The sequence below is a fragment of the Afifella aestuarii genome (genome assembly GCF_004023665.1).
Lineage (GTDB): Bacteria > Pseudomonadota > Alphaproteobacteria > Rhizobiales > Afifellaceae > Afifella > Afifella aestuarii.
In genome coordinates this window covers 920,848-937,782 of sequence record NZ_SAUF01000001.1, presented here as the reverse complement: position 1 = coordinate 937,782, position 16,935 = coordinate 920,848, and the positions used below count along the sequence as shown (strand labels likewise).

Genomic DNA, 16,935 nt, shown 5'->3' with positions numbered 1-16,935 from the left:
TGACAGCCGGCCAGAAAGGCCGCGGAAAGAAGGACGGCAGCGGTAACGTAACGGGTTTGCAAATTGAGCCTCCAGCAGTTCATTGCTGCTTTAATGCCCTTGCCGCGAATTTGATCCCGCAGATTCAACGACAAGATTCGCGGCTCGAAGCGCCGCCGCCTGGTTGCGGGTGACCGTGTCGACGGAAAATCCGTCGATTTCCTCGTTGAAGAGACGATGGAAATTCATCTCCGCACGCAGATGCAGGAAGACCCCACCGAGACCGATCGCCGCACGGTCCATGAAGACGAATTCGCGCGGCACGGTGACCGGCCCCTTCTCCTTGAGAGCCATATGCACGCGGTAGGCCTCGCCCCGTCCGTACTGCGCAGGCGAGATGCCGTCGGCAATCGCCCGCGTCCGGTCGTCGAGAAGCGGCCCATAGATGAAGCGCGCCCAGATATTGAGGATATCGATGAGTTCGTTGGAAAGCCCGCGGAACCCCCAGGTCTCGTAAGCGCTGACGATGCGGTCGCGATCGTCGGTCTGCAGGCCGCGATAGAGCTCGATCACACCTTCCACGAAATGCGGCGGGAAGATGCGCACGCAGCCATAGTCGAGGAGATTGATGCCGGCGGGGCTCCCCTCTTCCTCGAAGACCGTGTAATTGCCGAGATGCGGATCGCCGTGAATGATCGCCTGATGGCTGAAAGGCTGCCACCAGGCCTTGAACATCGAAGCGGCGAGATGATTGCGCTCCTCCAGCGAATGGTCGCGGTAGTCGAGGAGCTTCTTGCCGTCGAGCCAGGTCATGGTGAGAAGCCGGCGGGTGGAAAGCTCCGGCCGCAGTTTCGGCACCCGCACCCGCGGCTCGTCCGCAAGGACGGCATCGTAGAGCGCCATGTGTTTGGCCTCGCGCTCGTAATCGAGTTCTTCGCGCACACGTGCCGCGATCTCTTCGGCCATCTCACGCGTATCGATCGCCGTATCCATGCGCCGGTGCAACGAGAAGAGCACGGACAGCTGGCCGAGATCGGCTTCGACCGCGCTCGCCATCTCCGGATATTGCAGCTTGCAGGCGAGCTTCGTCCCGTCGTGATCGACGGCGCGATGCACCTGGCCGAGTGAGGCGGCGGCGGCCGGCTGATGCTCAAATTCCTGGAAGCGGCTTTGCCAGCCAGCCCCGAGCTCCGCCGTCATGCGCCGCTTGACGAACGCCCAACCCATCGGCGGCGCATCAGACTGAAGCTGCGTCAGTTCGGCGGCATATTCCGGCGGCAGCACGTCCGGGATCGTGGCCATCAGCTGGGCCACCTTCATGATCGGGCCTTTGAGACCGCCCAGCGCCTGCGCCAGTTCCTGCGCGTTACGGCTCGGATCGATCTCGCGACCCAAGGCGCGCGAACCGACCATACGCGCCGCAATACCGCCCATTCCCGCGCCGACCCGCGCATAGCGCGTCATGCGGCCGGTAAAGCGGTTGCGTTCGTCGTCACGAGGCGGATCAACAGGCATAGAGGTAACCCTTTACGTCATACACGCGCGCGTCTTCGTATCCGCTAGATAGGGTGCCTGAGGCTGACCTGCATCCGCCTTTCGCGCATTGCCGGGCTGAAACTTTTGCGGCACAGGGGCGAGGAAGCGGGGGCGGTTGTCCGCGAGCGGGGCTCACCCCCAGCCTGACCGTGAGGGGCGCCCGGACCCTGCCGCAAACGGACCCTGCCGCAAACGGACCCTGCCGCAAAACGCATTCCCCAAAAGGAAAAGGGCCGCCAGAACGGCGGCCCTCCGCGAGAAGCGGGCGATTTGCCCAGAATTTACTCGATCACGAAAGCGACAGAGGTTGCTCCACCGTCCTGTGACCGATCAGGCAAATACCCCATCCATTCTCACTCGACACTGGATCACCTCCTTTCAAGCTGTTTCGACCAATTCTGAGTTTCTCCACCAAGCGGCTGCTTGGCAAGCACAAAATTTGCGAGATCCGCAAATTTTGTAGGCCCGATGAAAAAGCCGCCATTCGCGTGGTCTGCCACGGCCTACGCAGCCTGCACACTCTCCAATTCGTCGATCAGCCCTTCGATGACCGACAGCCCCTGCATCCAGAAGGCCGGATCGGACGCATCGAGCCCGAAGGGCGCCAGGAGCTCCTTGTGGCGCTTGGTGCCGCCGGCTTTCAGCATGTCGAAATAGCGGTCTTGGAAGCCGGTCTCGGCATCGCGGTAGACGGCATAGAGCGAGTTCACCAGGCAGTCGCCGAAGGCATAAGCGTAGACGTAGAACGGTGAATGCACGAAGTGCGGGATATAGGCCCAGAACACCTCATAGCCTTCGCCGAGCCGGATCGAAGGTCCAAGGCTCTCCTTCTGCACTTCCATCCAGATGTCGCCGATCACCTCGGCCGGCAGTTCGCCCTCGCGACGCGCCGTGTGGACGCGGCGCTCGAACTGATAGAAGGCGATCTGGCGCACGACCGTGTTGAGCATGTCCTCGACCTTGCCGGCGAGCAGGATCTTACGCTCCTTCGGCGTCGCGGCATTGTCGAGCATGGAACGGAAGGTCAGCATCTCGCCGAAAACGCTCGCCGTCTCCGCCAAAGTCAGCGGAGTCTGCGCCATCAACAGCCCCTGCTCTCCGGCCAGAACCTGGTGCACACCATGGCCGAGCTCGTGGGCGAGCGTCATCACGTCCCGCGCCTTCCCCTGGTAATTGAGGAGCACGTAAGGATGTGCGCTCGGCACCGTCGGATGCGCGAAGGCGCCCGGCGCCTTGCCCGAACGCGTCGGCGCATCGATCCAGCTTTTGTCAAAGAAATTCCCGGCAATCTCCGCCATGCGCGGATCGAAACTGCCATAGGCGGAAAGCACCGTCTCTTTCGCCTCCTGCCAGTCGATCGTCCGCTTCAACGTCTCCGGAAGAGGCGCATTGCGGTCCCAATGGTCGAGCTTGTCCTTGCCGAGCCATTTCGCCTTCATCGCGTAATAGCGGTGCGACAGCTTCGGATAGGAGGTCGCCACGGCCTGCACCAGCGCATCGACCACCTCCGGCTCCACCCGGTTGGCGAGATGGCGCGCGGACGCAACATCCGTGAAGCCACGCCAGCTGTCGGAGATCGCCTTGTCCTTGGCCAGCACATTGGTGATCAAAGAGAAGGTTCGCAGATTCTCGCGAAACGTATCGGCAAGCGCGGTGGCGGCGGCCTTGCGCTGCGCCTCGTCGTGGTCGGTCAGAAGATTGAGCGTCGGCTCCAGGGTGAGATCCTTGCCGTTCACCTTGAAGCGAAGCGCCGCCATCGTCTCGTTGAAGAGCCGGTTCCAGGCTGCGCGGCCCGTCAGCGACTTCTCATGGAAGAGCCTCTCGATCTCGTCTGAAAGCTGGTAGGGGCGCTCTTCGCGCAGATCGTCGAGCCACGGCTTCCAATGCGCAAGCTCCGGGCTCGCCATGGCCTTGTCGAGCACCGCATCGTCGATCCGGTTGAGCTCCAGCGGGAAGAACAAGAGCTTCGTGGAAACCGCCGTCAGCTTGTCCTGCAGATCGCCGTTGAATTTTGCCCGCTTCGGATCGCTGGTATCGCCGGCATAGACGAGCCCCGCATAGCTCACCAGCCGGCCGATGATCTCTTCGATCGCCTGAAATTCCTCGATCACACCGGCAAGGCGGCTGCCGCCATCCGCACTTTGCGCGATCTCGGCAAGCTTGCCCTTATAGGCCCCTTCGAAGGCCGTCGCCTTTTCGTCGACCTTGGCGATATCGGCGGCCACTTCCGGCGCATCCATCGACGGGTAGAGGTCGGTCAGATCCCATTCCGGGAGAGCGCCGAGGCCCTCGTCTGCGACCTGCGCACCCTCCTTCGTCACATCGAAGCCAGGCTGGAATTGCAGCAAACTCTGCTCGGTGCGCATCAATCATTCTCCTTGATAGCTGGTGCAGACGGCGTAGCGCCCAGCCTCTCATCTGGCAATTTGTGCGGCAAGAGCAAGCTTTGCGGGCGCGGCCCACGCCTGCGGCCGAAAATTTCGGCACGGCGCAAGCGATCTCGGCGGGCAAGAATTCCACCGCTTCCGCGTCATGGGTAACAACCCCTTAACCTGAGTCGGGGCAGCTTGATGCGAAATGAAACGCTCTCGTGCCCACGAAGACGCTTGATGCCAGCTCGTATGCTTCTGGTCGATGACGACCCGATCACCCTGCGTCTGCTCGCAGGCATGATGCAATCCTTCGGCTATCTGTCGGAATCGGTATCCGGCGGTCAGTCCGCTCTGGACCGCATCAAAGATACGGCCTCATCTCCGATCGATGTCGTGATCCTCGACCTCGTCATGCCCGATGTCGACGGCATGATGGTGCTCGAAACACTGAAGAAAATGCCGGCGCCCCCGGCCGTCATCGTCCAGACTGCGCAAGGCGGCATCGACACCGCCGTCTCGGCGATGCGCGCCGGCGCCTTCGATTTTCTGGTCAAGCCGGCGGCTCCCGAACGCCTGCGGGTCTCGATCGCCAATGCGCTCAAGCTCTCGGCTTTGCAGGGCGAGGTCCAGCGCCTGCGCCACCGGCGCGAAGAGACCGTCTCCTTCGACGACATGATCGCATCCGCACCGGCGATGATGCGCACCATGGAGCTCGGCCAGCGCGCGGCACGTTCCGCCATCCCCGTCCTCATCGAGGGCGAGGCCGGCACCGGCAAGGAATGGTTCGCACACGCCATCCATGGCGAAAGCGCGCGCCGGGCGAGACCCTTCGTCAGCGTCGATTGCGGGGCCGACACCGCCGACGATATCGAAACGCTTCTTTTCGGCCGCCCCGCGACGGGTGCGACGCCGGCCCTTCGCGGCCGCCTTCACGAGGCCCAGGGCGGCACCCTGCTCTTGCGGCAGATCGCAGACCTGCCGGCGAGCGTGCAGGCGCGCCTTGCCGCCGTTCTTGAAGAGGGCACCCTCCCGCTTCTCGCCGGCGAACGCGTGGCCCGCGCCGACTTTCGCCTCATCGCCACGACCGACCGTCGGCTTGTCGACCGCGTGGCCGAGGGCGTCTTCCGTGAGGACCTGTTCTACCGGCTCAACGTCTTCCCGATCTGGCTGCCGCCGCTGCGCGACCGCATCGAGGATCTTCTCCCACTCGCCGCCACCTTCCTCGCCCGCTTCGCCGCGGAAGAGGGTCGCCCTCGCCTCAAGGGGCTGGCGCCCGAGGCGGAAGCGCTTCTCGCCGCCTTCCACTGGCCCGACAATATTCGCCAGCTCGAAAACGCCGTCTACCGCGCCGTCATCCTGTGCGAGGGAGAGTTTTTGCGCCCCTGGGATTTCCCGCAGATCCAGACGGCTCTCGATGCCGGCGCCATCCCGGAACTGGTCAAAGCCTGGCAGAACGAGGGCGCCGCCGCGGCCAGCACGCGGGCATCGGGCACAGGTCATGTTGCACGCGCGCACCATCGCGAGAGGGAAACACCTGACAGGCCTGTCGCATCGGCTGACAAAATCTCGCCCCCCCTTTATGGTCTCCTGCATCTTCTGGATCGGGACGGTGAAATGCGGGCGCTCGATGCGCTCGAGGAGGCAGCCGTGCGCTTTGCCGTCGAGCATTACGGCGGACGAATGAGCGAAGTGGCAAGGCGCCTGCATATTGGCCGCTCGACGCTTTATCGGAAGCTGAAAGACTACGGGATCGAGACGGCCGCCGTCGATGCGGCCTGAGGCGCGCGTTCGCCAAGGAATGACAAACTGGAGAGTTGGATGCGATTGAGAGGCACGGCGGTTTTCCTGGCGTTGATGGCGGCGACACCTGTCGCAGCGGCACCGGCCCTAAAGGTTGCCACGGTCGGGGTCGAAGACGCCGCCGAGACGTCGTCACCGGCCATCACGACGGAAGCCGCAGCGATCCGGGCCGCTCTCGCCCATCAGCCGGGATATTCCGATCCGCGCGCCAAAGACATCGCCGCGTCGGTGCGCAGTTTCTACGAAGAGCGGTCTTTCGCTCCCGTGTGGATTCATGACGGCAAAGCGACGGAGCAGGCCCGTGCCTTGCTCGACCGCATGGCCCGCGCGGCTGAGGACGGCCTTGCTCCTTCCGACTATGGGGCGATCGAGCTGCCGCAAGACGAGCTCACCGATGCCGATGCCATTGCGGCAAAAGACGTGGCCCTCAGCGAGAACGCCGCCCGCTTCATCACGCATCTTGCGATCGGCCGGGTTCTGCCGAAGTCGGTCAACAAGGAAGTCTATTACGCGCCGGCCCTGCCGGATCTCGGTGAAGCCCTCGCCAAGACGACCATGGCGAAGGATGTCGACGCCACGATCTCCGCCTTTGCGCCCCCGCATCCGCAATATCAGGCGCTGAAGGCGAAGCTCGCGAAGCTGCGCGAGAGCGACGGCAAGCCGCTGCCGCACATCGCCGAGGGCCCGACCTTGAAGGTCGGCCAGCGCGACCCGCGCGTCCTCACATTGCGCGAGCGGCTCGGCATCGAGATCCCGGAACCGCCACAGAAAGCGCAGTCTGCCCCCGTCCCGGCCGTGGACATGCCGGAACCGGAAACGACGGGCTCGCTAGCTCAGACCGCGTCTTCCACCAAGATGGATGAGGCCTCGCGGTCACAGCCCCCGGCAGGGTTCATGGAGAAGGCGCACGATTACAGCGCCGATCTCAAGCTCGATCCGACGCCGGTCGCCTATCGCGCCGGCAACGATGCGATGCTCTATGACGAGACGGTCGTCGCCGCCGTCGAAGACTTCCAGCGCGAAAACGGCCTTTCGGTCGACGGCATGGTCGGTCCGCAGACGCTTGAGACCCTGAACGGCGCGAGCCGCGAGAACCGCATCAAGACCGTCATCGTGAATATGGAGCGGTGGCGCTGGATGCCGCGCGACTTCAGCGACGACTATATCTTCGTCAATGTGCCGGAATTCATGGTCCGTGTTTACCGCGACGGCGCGCTCAACCACGAGACGCGTGTCGTCGTCGGCCAGCGGTCGCATCCGACCCCGCTTTTCGGCGACGAGATGGACCATCTCATCCTCAATCCTTACTGGAACGTGCCGAATTCGATCGTCACCGCGGAAATGCTGCCCAAGATCCGGAAGGATCCTTATGGATACTTCAACTCGACGGGCTACCAGCTTCTCGCCGACATCCGCGGCAAGACGTACCGGCTCGATCCGACGCGGATCGACTGGTACGCGGTCGACACGCGGCAGCTTCGCATTCGTCAGCCGCCGGGTGACCGCAATGCGCTCGGCCGCATCAAGTTCATGTTCCCGAACCGGCACGCCGTTTACCTGCACGACACACCCGCGAAAAGCCTGTTCAAGAGATCCTCGAGGGCTTTTTCTCATGGCTGCGTGCGCGTGCAAGATCCGATGGCGTTCGCGGACTCTATCCTGGCCCACGACGACCAGTGGAATTCTACGCGACTGAAACGAATGTATTCGAACCAGGAAGTGCGCATCAACTTGCAGCAGAAGCTGCCGGTTTTCCTTGCGTACTTCACGATGATCCCGGAAGCAGACGGAAGCTTGAAGACCGTTCCCGACGTTTATGGCTATGACGAGAAGCTGGCTAAGTTACTCAATCTGTAACCATGACCTAGGCTGAGGCGAGAAAATGGCGCCTCAGTCGCATTTTCGCCACAGCTTTCCATTTTGTAATTGAGCGTTAAGCAAGAGAAGCGAGAATTCGCTCTCGTGCCTGGGGATGGGGAAGGGGCTTCCCGCAAAAGAAGGCGATCACGCTTGCTGATACCGGCCGAGTTCAAACTCTCGCGCCTGCGCGGCCCAATGGTGTGCCTGACGCTGGCCTTCGCCCTCCTTCTCGGAGGTTCCGATCCGTCCCTATCGCGTTCCGGCGACCGAACTCTGAAGCTCTTTTTCGCCCATACGGGCGAACGCGGCGAGTTCACCTTCCGTCGCAACGGCCGCTATGACCAGCGCGAGCTGAAGCGCCTCAACTATTTTCTGCGCGACTGGCGTGCCGACGAGCCGACCGACATGGATCCGCGCCTCTTCGACCTCGTCTGGGAGGTCTATCAGGAGGCCGGCGCGCAAAGCCCTGTCACGGTCGTCTCCGCTTTCCGCTCTCTGAAGACCAACAACATGCTGCGCAAGCGCTCCTCCGGCGTCGCCAAGCGCAGTCAGCACACCGCCGGCAAGGCGATGGATTTCTTCATCCCCGGTGTGCCCCTCGAAAGACTCCGAAAGATCGCATTGAAGAAACAGGTCGGCGGCGTCGGCTATTATCCGACGTCCGGCTCGCCCTTCGTGCATCTCGACGTCGGCAGCGTCCGCCACTGGCCGCGCATGACGCGTCAGCAGCTCCTGGCGCTCTTCCCGGACGGCAAGACCCTGCACATCCCGTCCGACGGCAAACCGTTGCCGGGCTACAAGATCGTGCTCGCCGAATATGGCCGCAGCGGCAAGAAAGAGACGCTCGGAAGATCTGGCGGATCGTCGAACCCGAACGAGAAGGCGACCGTCGTCGCCTGGCTGAAGAATGTCTTCGACGGCGACGAGGACGAGGGCGATCAGACCCGCCCGATGCGCTCCAAGACAGCTCCGGCGCGGGCCCTTGCTCCTGTCCAGACGGCACGCTCCGCACCTCAGGAAGTTCAGGTCGCCAGCGTTGCGCCGCAAGAGCTGTCTCCTCCGGAGATGCTGCCACGCGCCGCTCCTTCCGCCATCCGGGCGATCGCGGTGGCGACGCGGACGGAGACGGCGGATCCGACCGCACCTGCAGCGCCTCAGATCGCCGAGCAAGACACTGTCGGTCTTCTCGCCTATGCGGCGATGGCGCAGGCCCGCCCGGACGGCCTCCCAGCCGTCATGCCTGAGACGGCAGGCCCGGCGACGGCCGAGGACGCCAGCGAATTGACGGCCCTTTATGAGCGCGCCCTTGCCAACGCCGATCCGGCCACCGCCTCCCCGCGCGATGCGCAGGCGACGGCCGGCCTCGTCCTGGCGAATGCCGTGATGGCGCCGTCGAATACGGCGAAAGAAATCGCTCTGCCGGCAGCCCGTCCGATCGTGACGGCCTCGCTCGGCGCCGAGCCACAGGGTTTTGATGCCATCGACGCCGCTGCGGGTCTCGCCGGATCGAAAACCGGGATCGCCGCCGAAGAGGAGGCGACGCTCGCCTATGCCTCTCCCCAGGATCGCCCCGCCCAGGATCGCCCCGCCCAGGATAGCGCCGAGGCGCCAGCCGCGCTCGAAGAAGCCGCCGGCCTCGCCATTCCGCAGGAGACCCCGCTGAGCCTCGCTGCAGCCGTCGAGATCACGGCGCCGGCGGCACCGCTCGCTCGCCTCATCACCCAAAGGCCCGATTCCGGCGATCTCTCACGCCTGATGGGCAAGGATACGACGCGGACCTTCATCTTCGCCCTGTTGCAGGCCCCGCGACCCTCCGGCGCGGTCGAGTTCTTTGCCATTCCGGTGAATGAGGGCGTCGCCCGGGCGATCAGCAAGGCAGAGCAGCTGCGTACCGATCGCTTCGCCACGAAGGACGACCTCGCCTTCATCGACGAACCCGATCAGGTCTATCTTCTCGTCGCGTCGCTGGACTGACGCAGATCCCAGAGATCACTCAGTGGTATCGGCGCTCAAGAGTGCGCGCCGACCCGTCCGCTTACGTGGCGGGCGCCGTCACCGCGCTCGCAATCCCTTCGCCGAGATAGCGACCGAGCGCCTCCCGGTCCTCCGCCGAAACGTGCAGGCAGAGTTTTGAACGGCGGTTGAGGATATCCTCCGCACTCACCGCGAATTCCGCACGGCGGAGATACTCGACCTCCTTCTGATAGAGGTCGGCGCCGAAATGCCGTCCGAGATCGGCTGGCGATGAGACCCCTTCCAGGAGCTCGAACGTCTTCGTGCCATAGGCGCGCACAAGCCGCGCGATCAGCGGACGAGGCAGGCCCGGATGCTGGCCGGCCACCTTCTCTTCCAGCGCGGCGAGACCGTCGATCGGAAAATCGCCGCCCGGCAGAGTCGCATCGGCGGTCCAGGGCTTGCCCCGCTTTTCGTTGAGCACCGCCTCGATGCGCAGAAGAACCGTCTCGGCAAGACGCCGGTAGGTGGTCAGCTTGCCACCCAGAACATTGACGAGCGCCGCTCGGCCGTCGCCATCGTCGACCTTGATAACGTAGTCGCGGGTCGCTGCCTGCGCTGAGCCGCTGCCTTCATCGACGAGCGGACGGACACCGGAAAACGACCACACCACCTCGTCCGGGCGCACCGTGCGACGGAGATAAGCGCTGATCGCCTCGCACAGATAACTGGTCTCTTCGGCCGTGATGCGGACTTTGGCGGGATCGCCGTCGTAATCGCGATCGGTTGTACCGATCAGCGTGAACTCCCTCTCATAGGGGATCGCGAAGACGATGCGCCCGTCGGCATTCTGAAAGATATAGGCGCGGTCGTGCTCGTAGAGTTTCGGCACGACGATGTGGCTGCCCTGCACGAGACGAATGGGCTGCTGCTGCGCATCCGCGGCCGTCTCCAGGACGTCGTCGACCCAGGGACCGGCCGCATTGACCACGAGCCGGGCGCGAACTTCGCGCTCCTCGCCATCTGACGTGCGAAGAATGGCTTTCCAGCCGCCCTCGACGCGCTCCAGCTTGACGACCTTGGTCCGCGTTTCGATCGTCGCGCCCCGGTCACGGGCATCGCAGGCGTTGAGCGTCACAAGCCGCGCATCGTCGACCGCGCAGTCGGAATATTCGAAGCCGCGGCGATAATCGCCGGCAAGCGGCTCCCCGGCCGGGTCGTTTCTGAGATCGAGCGTCTTCGTCGCCGGCAGATTCTTTCGCCCGCCCAGATGGTCATAGAGGAAAAGTCCGAGCCGCAGAAACCAGGCTGGGCGCAACCCGCGATGATGCGGCAACACGAAACGCAAGGGATGGATGATGTGCGGCGCGATCGCCCACAACCTCTCCCGCTCCATCAGCGCTTCGCGCACCAGACGGAACTCGTAATATTCGAGATAGCGCAGACCGCCGTGAATGAGCTTCGTCGACCACGACGAGGTGCCGCTGGCGAGATCGTTCATCTCGCATAAGAGAACCGACCAGCCACGCCCGACCGCATCCCGCGCAATGCCGCATCCGTTGACGCCGCCTCCGATAACAAGAATGTCGTAGCTCGGCGTCATGATAGAGGCTCCTGCGGGAGGCAAAGAAAGGGGCGGGAAAGAAAGGTCGATCGCGCCCGTCTCGCCTCGCAAGGCTCACACACGGGCGCGGCGCAATCCTCGTTCATCGGACGGGTCAGGCGGCCTCATCGTCGTCGAGCGCCGCCGGCGCCATGCCGAGCGCATGCATATAAAGGTCGAGGATCGCCTCCTGCTCCTGCCGCTCGGCGACATCCTGCTTCCTGAGGCGGACGACCTGGCGCATCACCTTGGTGTCGAAGCCGTTCGACTTGGCCTCCGCATAGACCTCGCGGATATCCTCAGACAGGGTCTTCTTTTCTTCCTCCAGCCGCTCGATGCGTTCGATAAAGGCGCGCAGCTGGCCGGCGGCCACCCCGCCCGGTCCGGATGACTCTTCGGCCATGATTTTCTCCTGAGATTCAAGTTCTTGGGTTTCGCGTGCAGGTGATGCCCGCTTCGGTCAATGCCGGAAAGACCTCATCCACGTTTTCCACGCGGCGGGCCGGCCTGCCCTTAATGCTGTGGCTTGTTCTTCTCGAAATCGGCTTGCTGGTCGGCGTTCGCCGGCGTCTGGTGACGGCTCTTCCACTCCTCGTACGGCATGCCGTAGACGATCTCGCGGCTTTCGGCCTTGCTGAGCGCAAGGCCCCTCTCCTCCGCCGCCTCCTGATACCAGTTCGACAGGCAGTTGCGGCAAAAGCCGGCAAGATTCATGAGGTCGATATTTTGCACGTCGCTGCGTGCGCGCAGATGCTCGACAAGCCGGCGAAAGACGGCCGCCTCGATCTCGCTTCGCTCCCTATCTTCGCTCACTGTCTCTCCTTTCACGCTTGCGCATCGGCATGCGAGCCGTAATGACGGATCTCGTAGAGCTCCTCATTGGCGAGAAGTGGGCGCAGGAGCGCTTCCAGGCGCTCGGCCCATTCCGCGATGCCGGAAGCGGTGGAGATAAGGTCGTTGCGGACTTCGACGAGGGCATGCGCGAGGCCGCGCAACGTGCCGTGCCGGTAAAGCGTGTCGCCGGCGAGAGCCCCCGTGTAAGGCTCGTTGTCGCCAATCCTGAGACCATGCTCGCCCCTGAGCGCCTCCAAGAGCGGCAGCGGCAGGCGGGGATCCTTGTCCCACAGAATTCCTGCATGCCAGGGCCGCCGCGTTCCCTTCCAATCCGGCGTGAACGAATGCACCGAAAAGATGACCGGCGGACGCCCCGCCTCGATCATCTGATCAATCGTCTCCGACACTTTGCGATGGTACGGCCGATAGAAGCGCTCAAGACGCCGCGCGCGCTCATCAGCTCCGATGCGGGCATTGCCGGGCACCACCGCCCCGTCGGAAATTCGCATGACGAGGGTCGGATCGTCCTCGCCGCGATTGGGGTCGATCAGCAATCTGGAGAATTGCGTGAGAACCGCCGGTGCATCCAGACGTTCGGCGAGCTCCTCGCTCAACGCACCGGCGCCGATATCGTAGGCGATGTGGCGCTCGAGCTCTTCCGCCGGCATGCCGAGATCACGATATTCCGGAGGCATGCGCCGCGAAGCGTGATCGCAGAGGATCAGAAGTCCGCCACCCGGATCACCCGGGACAACCTTGTAGGAATCGGCAGGCGCGGTCTCGGTCACGGCCCGCGCCGCATTCGTATCGTTCATCTGTCCGTGTGAAGCAGTTTCGCAAGGGGCCCGGCCATGTTAGGCCCTGCCATCCATAACGCCGCCCGGCTTCGAGGCCAAGGCGTGCCGGAGATTGTCTTGAGCGAAGCTGGTGAACGTAGCGGTCTCGTGACCGCAATGCCGGATATCATCCCGATGTCCGCGCTGGTGCTCGGCGCCTTTGCCATGGGCGCCTCCCCGATCTTTGTCCGTTTTGCCGAAGTCGGCCCTTTGACGAGCGCCTTTTGGCGCGTCGCACTTGCCCTGCCGCTCTTGTGGATCTGGGCGAGGCTCGAAACCCCGTCCGGCCGCACCGCGCCCTCCTGGCGGCCCGTCGCCGGATCGCTGGCACTGGCCGGCATCTTCTTTGCCGGTGACCTCACCTTCTGGCATCTCGCAGTTCTCAACACGACGGTCGCCAACGCCACCTTCATGGCGACGCTCGCGCCGGTCTGGGTGGCGCTCGGGTCCGGCCTCTTCCTCGGCGAGCCGGTGGACCGCCGGCTTGTCGTCGGATTGGGCCTGTGTCTCCTCGGCGGCGGTTTCCTCATCGGCGAGAGCCTCTCCGTCTCGCCGGAAAATCTCGCCGGCGATATTTATGGCCTCATCACCTCGCTCTTTTTCGGCGGCTATTTCATCGCCGTGCGCCGTGCGCGGCGGGTCCTCGGAGGCGGCCGGACGCTGTTTCTGTCCTCCATCGTCACCGCCTCCGTTCTCGCCGTGGAAGCCGTCTCGATGGAAGCGCAGCTTTGGCCGCAAAGCGGTGCCGCGATCGGCGCCCTCTTATCGCTTGCCATCATCAGCCATTCCGGCGGCCAGGGCCTTCTCGCCTTCGCCCTCGGCCATCTGCCGGCCGCCTTCTCGGCACTCGTGATCTTTCTGGAAGGGGTTGCCGCGGCTCTCCTCGGCTATCTCGTCTTCAACGAATCGCTCGGCGCCCTCCAGGCGGTCGGTGCGGCCGCGATCTTCGCAGGTGTCATCTTTGCGCGGCCCCGCACGCATCGCCCCGTCACCAAGCCGCTCTGAGTGCTCCCCACACGACCATCTGCCCAAAATCTCGCCGTTGCAGCAACGACTTTGCCGCACCACCTCGTTGACAAGCCGCGCTCACTGCGCAAAACCCGCGCTGGGGCAGCCGAGAATGTGAGAACGTCGAGAGACCTTATGACGCCAGTACGTCTCGGGCTGATGGTCACCACCCTAGCCGCCTTCCTCGCCGCGACAGCCGGAACCGCCTTGGCAGACCTTCGGTTGTGCAACAAGACCTCGAGCCGCGTCGGGGTTGCAATCGGCTACAAGGGAGCCGACGACTGGCAGACGGAAGGTTGGTGGAACATTGATCCCGGCGTATGCGAAACGCTTCTCGCCGGGGCCCTGTCAGCCCGCTACTATTACATTTACGCCGTCGACTACGACCGCGGTGGCGAATGGGGCGGCAAGGCCTTCATGTGCACGCGGGACAAGGAATTCACCATCACCAGTGTCGGCGACTGCGTCGCCCGCGGCTTCCAAAGAACGGGCTTTTTCGAGGTCGACACCGGCGAACAGGCAAGCTGGACAGTACAATTGACAGAACAGACGAGCGGGGGCGTGGATAGCCAATGAGACGCAATCGCAAGGTCAAGATCCTGGCAACTCTGGGTCCTGCCTCGAACACCGCTGAGACGATCAGCGCACTCTTCGTGGCCGGAGCGGATATTTTCCGCATCAATATGAGCCACGCCACCCATGAGGAAATGCGCCGCCTGGTGCGCCTCATCCGCAATGTGGAGGCCGAGCACGGTCGCCCGATCGGCATTCTCGTAGATTTGCAGGGTCCAAAGCTCAGGATCGGTGAGTTCGCGGAAGGCCGCATCCCGCTCGAAATCGGTCAGAAGCTCATCCTCGACAGCGACCCGACACCTGGCGACAAGAATCGTGTGCAGCTGCCGCATCGCGACGTGATGGAATCCCTGCGCCCCGGCGCCCGCGTTCTCCTCGATGACGGCCGCGTCCAGCTGCGCGTCATCAAGAACGCGCCGGACCAGGCGGAAACCGAGGTGATCGCCGGCTCGCAGCTTTCCAACCGCAAGGGCGTCAGCCTGCCGGACACGACGCTCAAGACCTCGGCCCTCACCCCAAAGGATCGGCGCGATCTCGAAGCCGCGCTCGAAGAACCCATTGATTGGGTCGCGATGTCCTTCATTCAGCGCCCGGACGACATCGCCGAAGTGCGCAAGCTGGCGCGCGGGCGCGTCGGCGTGCTCGCCAAGATCGAAAAACCCCAGGCCGTCGAACAGCTCGACGAGATCATCGAGCTCGCCGATGCCATCATGGTGGCGCGCGGCGATCTCGGCGTCGAAATCCCGCTCGAGCAGGTGCCGGGCATTCAAAAGCGCATCACGCGGGCCGGCCGGGCCGCCGGCAAGCCGGTCGTCGTGGCGACGCAGATGCTGGAATCGATGATCGGCGCGGCAACCCCGACGCGCGCCGAGGTGTCGGACGTGGCCGGCGCCGTCTTCGAAGGGGCCGATGCCGTCATGCTGTCGGCCGAATCGGCATCCGGCGAGCATCCCGTCGATGCCGTGCGCGTGATGAATTCCATCGCCGAAGCGGTCGAGCGCGATCAGTATTATCCGATGATCATCAATGCCCAGCGGGCCGAACCGCTGGCAACCGGTGCCGATGCCATTACGGCCGCAGCGCGCCAGATCGCCGAGACCCTGTCGCTTGCGGCCATCGTCTGTTTCACATCGTCGGGTTCGACGAGCATGCGCGCCTCGCGCGAGCGGCCGACCGTGCCGATCCTCGCTTTGTCGCCCGTGCGCGAGACGGCGCGTCGGCTCTCCCTCGTCTGGGGACTGCATTGCGTCGTCAGCGACGACGTCATGGACATTGACGAGATGGTCGACCGGGCCTGCTCCGTTGCCTACAACGAGGGCTTCGCCGCTCCGGGAGAGCGGATCATCACGACGGCCGGCGTCCCGTTCGGCACGCCGGGGTCGACCAATCTCCTCCGGCTCGCCTTTGTCAGCCCGGACGGTCATTCAGGGATGTAAGGCCGGCCTCTGGCCAGCATCTGAAAAGAGAAAAGGCGCCGAACCTCTCGGCGCCTGATCTGCTGCAGCCGGCATTTGACGCCCCAGACGCTCTGTCAGGAGAGGTCTGCCCACAGACGCCGAGCCAGAAGACGCACGGCCAGCGATCAGATCTCCTGGCCGGCCTGTTCCTTTTCCAGCTCTTCGAGCGCCTCGCGCGCTTCCGTCAATTGGGGATGGATGGCAAGAGCCGCCTTGAACGCGGCGATCGCCTCGTCCTTCTCGTCGAGCTCGCGCAGAATCATACCGAGCCCGACAAGCGCCCCGAAATGGCGCGGCTCGATCTGCAGCGTGCGCTCGATATCGGCGATCGACTTGCCGTATTCCTTCTGCGCGAAATGCGCCGTCGCCCGCTTGTTCCAGCCTTCGGCAAAACCCGGATCGAGAATCACCACCCGGTCGAGCACGTCCAAAGCGGCGCCCCATTCCTCGCCATTCATCGCCCGGCTCGCCCAGCCCATGAACAGATCGATCGTGTCGCTGTCGGATTCGCGGAAACGGCGCAGCAGCTCGCTCTCCGCCGGCTTGGCGGAGGCCTCGTTCGGCGCGGCCTTGAGCATCTCGAAGAGGTCATCTTGCGAGAGATCGCGCAGCGACGGCGCCTCATGGCGCATGATGGACGAGGGATGTTCCGCAAACGGGTTGGCCCGCGGCAGCTCCTGCGCCCTGCCCTGAGACGGGATCATGAGAGCGGCGAGGAGCGCGGCACAGCCGGCGCTCAGGCACAAAAGTTTCCTCATGCCGGAAAGCTAGAGCCTGCCGACATCGGCGTCAAAGGGGAAAATGCAACAAGAGGGCCGTGCAAAGACGGCCACCGGAAGGGTTCAGCCCTGGCGGACTTTGAACTTCTTCTGCGTCTTGTTGATGATGTAGATGCGTCCCTTGCGACGAACCATGCGGTTCTCGCGGTGACGGTTCTTCAGCGTCTTCAGCGAATTGCGAATTTTCATTGATCTCTCGCAGCGCCCTTCAGGCGCGCGCCCGTGCTCGTTTTCGGCGGTGAGATATGCGCGGGCAGCGCCTTTTGTCAATCCGCAGAGGGAGAATCTGCGCTTTGTCGGCATGACGCGCGCCTCCCCGCCACCTATGCTCGCTCTCTTTGGGAC

The 16,935-nt window shown here is 63.8% G+C and carries 14 protein-coding genes; 6 read left to right on the top strand and 8 right to left on the bottom strand.

From position 1 onward, the window contains the following. Positions 1 to 90: 90 nt before the first annotated feature. Entirely contained in the window at positions 91 to 1,494 is a 1,404-nt protein-coding gene (locus EO094_RS04340) for an ABC1 kinase family protein (RefSeq protein WP_128291050.1), read from the bottom strand. Between the two features lie 524 nt (positions 1,495 to 2,018). Next, positions 2,019 to 3,881 carry a M3 family oligoendopeptidase gene (locus tag EO094_RS04335; protein ID WP_128291049.1) on the bottom strand — a complete coding sequence of 621 codons (1,863 nt, stop codon included), beginning with the start codon at positions 3,879 to 3,881 and terminating at the stop codon, positions 2,019 to 2,021. A 243-nt stretch (positions 3,882 to 4,124) separates the two neighbouring features. Between EO094_RS04335 and EO094_RS04330 the strand changes: the two genes are divergently transcribed. From EO094_RS04330 to EO094_RS04320, 3 genes are all read left to right on the top strand, one after another. Beyond that, on the top strand, positions 4,125 to 5,666 hold the full coding sequence (locus tag EO094_RS04330; RefSeq protein ID WP_205649816.1) for a sigma-54-dependent transcriptional regulator: 1,542 nt from the start codon (positions 4,125 to 4,127) through the stop codon (positions 5,664 to 5,666). 39 nt (positions 5,667 to 5,705) lie between these two features. Beyond that, positions 5,706 to 7,544 (top strand): L,D-transpeptidase family protein, encoded by a 1,839-nt coding sequence (locus EO094_RS04325; protein WP_128291047.1) that lies wholly within the window; start codon positions 5,706 to 5,708, stop codon positions 7,542 to 7,544. Between the two features lie 153 nt (positions 7,545 to 7,697). Further along, complete coding sequence (locus EO094_RS04320) at positions 7,698 to 9,521, top strand: peptidoglycan L,D-endopeptidase MepK (protein ID WP_246008358.1); 1,824 nt, start codon at positions 7,698 to 7,700, stop codon at positions 9,519 to 9,521. Positions 9,522 to 9,582: 61 nt separating this feature from the next. Here the strand turns inward: EO094_RS04320 and glpD are convergent, their stop codons facing one another. The 4 genes from glpD to EO094_RS04300 form a co-directional block, all read right to left on the bottom strand. After that, positions 9,583 to 11,103, bottom strand: a complete 1,521-nt coding sequence (gene glpD / locus EO094_RS04315; protein WP_128291046.1) for a glycerol-3-phosphate dehydrogenase — start codon at positions 11,101 to 11,103, stop codon at positions 9,583 to 9,585. A gap of 115 nt (positions 11,104 to 11,218) precedes the next feature. Continuing rightward, complete coding sequence (locus EO094_RS04310; RefSeq protein ID WP_128291045.1) at positions 11,219 to 11,506, bottom strand: DUF2312 domain-containing protein; 288 nt, start codon at positions 11,504 to 11,506, stop codon at positions 11,219 to 11,221. Between the two features lie 110 nt (positions 11,507 to 11,616). Then, a complete protein-coding gene (locus tag EO094_RS04305) occupies positions 11,617 to 11,916 on the bottom strand; it encodes a DUF1244 domain-containing protein (protein WP_128291044.1) in 300 nt (99 codons plus the stop codon). Between the two features lie 11 nt (positions 11,917 to 11,927). Continuing rightward, a complete protein-coding gene (locus EO094_RS04300) occupies positions 11,928 to 12,752 on the bottom strand; it encodes an N-formylglutamate amidohydrolase (RefSeq protein WP_128291043.1) in 825 nt (274 codons plus the stop codon). Positions 12,753 to 12,851: 99 nt separating this feature from the next. On the opposite strand from EO094_RS04300, the gene EO094_RS04295 reads away from it, so the two are divergent. From EO094_RS04295 to pyk, 3 genes are all read left to right on the top strand, one after another. Beyond that, complete coding sequence (locus tag EO094_RS04295; RefSeq protein WP_246008357.1) at positions 12,852 to 13,778, top strand: DMT family transporter; 927 nt, start codon at positions 12,852 to 12,854, stop codon at positions 13,776 to 13,778. Positions 13,779 to 13,940: 162 nt separating this feature from the next. Further along, positions 13,941 to 14,357 carry a DUF1036 domain-containing protein gene (locus EO094_RS04290; RefSeq protein WP_244514634.1) on the top strand — a complete coding sequence of 139 codons (417 nt, stop codon included), beginning with the start codon at positions 13,941 to 13,943 and terminating at the stop codon, positions 14,355 to 14,357. Next, positions 14,354 to 15,790, top strand: a complete 1,437-nt coding sequence (gene pyk / locus EO094_RS04285; protein ID WP_128291042.1) for a pyruvate kinase — start codon at positions 14,354 to 14,356, stop codon at positions 15,788 to 15,790. The genes EO094_RS04290 and pyk overlap by 4 nt, the downstream gene beginning before the upstream one ends. A gap of 146 nt (positions 15,791 to 15,936) precedes the next feature. Here the strand turns inward: pyk and EO094_RS04280 are convergent, their stop codons facing one another. Continuing rightward, positions 15,937 to 16,569 (bottom strand): tetratricopeptide repeat protein, encoded by a 633-nt coding sequence (locus EO094_RS04280; RefSeq protein WP_128291041.1) that lies wholly within the window; start codon positions 16,567 to 16,569, stop codon positions 15,937 to 15,939. Between the two features lie 84 nt (positions 16,570 to 16,653). Continuing rightward, positions 16,654 to 16,779: a type B 50S ribosomal protein L36 gene (ykgO, locus tag EO094_RS04275; RefSeq protein ID WP_092815928.1), complete on the bottom strand. Its 126-nt coding sequence runs from the start codon at positions 16,777 to 16,779 to the stop codon at positions 16,654 to 16,656. Positions 16,780 to 16,935 lie beyond the last annotated feature (156 nt).

Coding starts and splice junctions, on each gene's coding strand:
- pyk (WP_128291042.1), top strand. CDS start 14,354: ATGAGACGCAATCGCAAGGTCAAGATCCTGGCAACTCTGGGTCCTGCC.
- EO094_RS04290 (WP_244514634.1), top strand. CDS start 13,941: ATGGTCACCACCCTAGCCGCCTTCCTCGCCGCGACAGCCGGAACCGCC.
- EO094_RS04300 (WP_128291043.1), bottom strand. CDS start 12,752: ATGAACGATACGAATGCGGCGCGGGCCGTGACCGAGACCGCGCCTGCC.
- EO094_RS04280 (WP_128291041.1), bottom strand. CDS start 16,569: ATGAGGAAACTTTTGTGCCTGAGCGCCGGCTGTGCCGCGCTCCTCGCC.
- EO094_RS04330 (WP_205649816.1), top strand. CDS start 4,125: ATGCCAGCTCGTATGCTTCTGGTCGATGACGACCCGATCACCCTGCGT.
- glpD (WP_128291046.1), bottom strand. CDS start 11,103: ATGACGCCGAGCTACGACATTCTTGTTATCGGAGGCGGCGTCAACGGA.
- EO094_RS04325 (WP_128291047.1), top strand. CDS start 5,706: ATGCGATTGAGAGGCACGGCGGTTTTCCTGGCGTTGATGGCGGCGACA.
- EO094_RS04310 (WP_128291045.1), bottom strand. CDS start 11,506: ATGGCCGAAGAGTCATCCGGACCGGGCGGGGTGGCCGCCGGCCAGCTG.
- ykgO (WP_092815928.1), bottom strand. CDS start 16,779: ATGAAAATTCGCAATTCGCTGAAGACGCTGAAGAACCGTCACCGCGAG.
- EO094_RS04335 (WP_128291049.1), bottom strand. CDS start 3,881: ATGCGCACCGAGCAGAGTTTGCTGCAATTCCAGCCTGGCTTCGATGTG.
- EO094_RS04340 (WP_128291050.1), bottom strand. CDS start 1,494: ATGCCTGTTGATCCGCCTCGTGACGACGAACGCAACCGCTTTACCGGC.